General features: G+C 67.0%; 1 protein-coding gene. It reads left to right on the top strand.

All coding sequences use genetic code 11. From position 1 onward, the window contains the following. Positions 1-1,772, top strand: a 1,772-nt coding sequence (locus AX690_RS10980) for an IlvD/Edd family dehydratase (RefSeq protein ID WP_066730375.1), incomplete at both ends; no start/stop codon positions are given.

Genomic DNA, 1,772 nt, shown 5'->3' with positions numbered 1-1,772 from the left:
CTTCGTTCGCGCGCGTGGTTTGACAATCCGGACAACATCGACATGACGGCGCTTTATCTGGAGCGCTATCTGAACTTTGGGCTGACGCTGGAGGAGCTGCAGTCGGGTCGTCCGATCATCGGCATCGCCCAGACGGGGTCGGATCTGTCGCCGTGCAACCGCCATCACCTGGTGCTGGCCGAGCGGGTGAGGGAGGGGATCCGCTCGGCGGGCGGCATCGTGCTGGAGTTCCCGGTCCATCCGATCCAGGAGACGGGCAAGCGGCCGACGGCGGGGCTGGACAGGAACCTGTCGTACCTGGGCCTGGTGGAGCTGCTCTACGGCTATCCGCTGGACGGGGTGGTGCTGACGATCGGCTGCGATAAGACCACGCCCGCCTGTTTGATGGCGGCGGCGACGGTGAACATCCCGGCCATCGCCCTGTCGGTCGGTCCGATGCTGAACGGCTGGCACAAGGGCCAGCGGACGGGTTCTGGCACCATCGTCTGGAAGGCCCGCGAGATGCTGGCGGCCGGCGAGATCGACAATGCCGGCTTCATCAAGCTGGTGGCCAGCTCGGCGCCCTCGACGGGCTATTGCAACACCATGGGCACGGCCACGACCATGAACTCGCTGACCGAGGCGCTGGGCATGTCGCTGCCCGGCTCGGCCGCCATTCCAGCCCCCTATAGAGATCGACAAGAGAACGCCTACCGCACGGGTCTGCGGATCGTCGAGATGGTCAAGGAGGACCTGAAGCCCTCCGACGTCCTGACCCGCGAGGCGTTCCTGAACGCCATCGTCGTCAACTCGGCCATCGGCGGCTCGACCAACGCCCCGATCCACCTCAATGCTCTCGCCCGCCACGTGGGCGTCGAACTCAGCATCGACGACTGGCAGGACAAGGGCGAGGAGGTGCCGCTGCTGGTCAACCTGCAGCCGGCCGGTGAGTACCTGGGCGAGGACTACTACCGGGCCGGCGGCGTGCCGGCGGTCTTCGGCCAGCTGATCGAGCAGGGGCTGATCCACGAGGACGTCAAATGCGTCTCGGGCCAGACCATCGGCGAGCAGTATCGCGGCGTCCAGATCGAGGACGAGGATGTCATCCGTCCGTTCTCGCGGCCGCTGGTCGAGCGGGCCGGCTTCGTGGTCATGCGCGGCAATCTGTTCAACTCGGCGATCATGAAGACCAGCGTGATCAGCCCCGAGTTCCGCGAGCGCTATCTGTCCAATCCCGACGACCCGGACGCCTTCGAGGGCGTGGCGGTCGTGTTCGACGGGCCCGAGGACTACCACCACCGGATCGACGATCCGTCGGTGGGCATCACCGCCAACTCGATCCTGTTCATGCGCGGCGCGGGCCCGGTGGGCTATCCCGGCGCGGCCGAGGTGGTGAACATGCGCGCGCCCAACTACCTGATCAAACAGGGGATCCATCAGCTGCCCTGCATCGGCGATGGCCGCCAGTCGGGCACCTCGGGCTCGCCGTCGATCCTCAACGCCTCGCCCGAGGCGGCCGTGGGCGGGGGTCTTGCTCTCCTCAAGACCGGCGACAAGGTCCGCTTTGACCTGCGCAAGTCGCGGGTCGACGTGCTGGTCTCGCCCAGCGAGATCGTCGAGCGCCGCAAGGCCCTGGAAGCGGCCGGCGGCTTCCCGATCCCCGAAAGCCAGACCCCCTGGCAGGAGATCCAGCGCGCCGTCGTCGGACAGCTCGAAACCGGCGCCGTCCTCGAACCCGCCGTCAAATACCAGCGCATCGCCCAGACCAAGGGCCTGCCCAGGGATAACCACTA

The organism is Caulobacter sp. CCH9-E1, assembly GCF_001556515.1.
Taxonomy (GTDB): domain Bacteria; phylum Pseudomonadota; class Alphaproteobacteria; order Caulobacterales; family Caulobacteraceae; genus Caulobacter.
The sequence above is the reverse complement of the archived record's forward strand: the minus strand, read 5'-3'. Positions and strand labels throughout refer to the sequence as shown.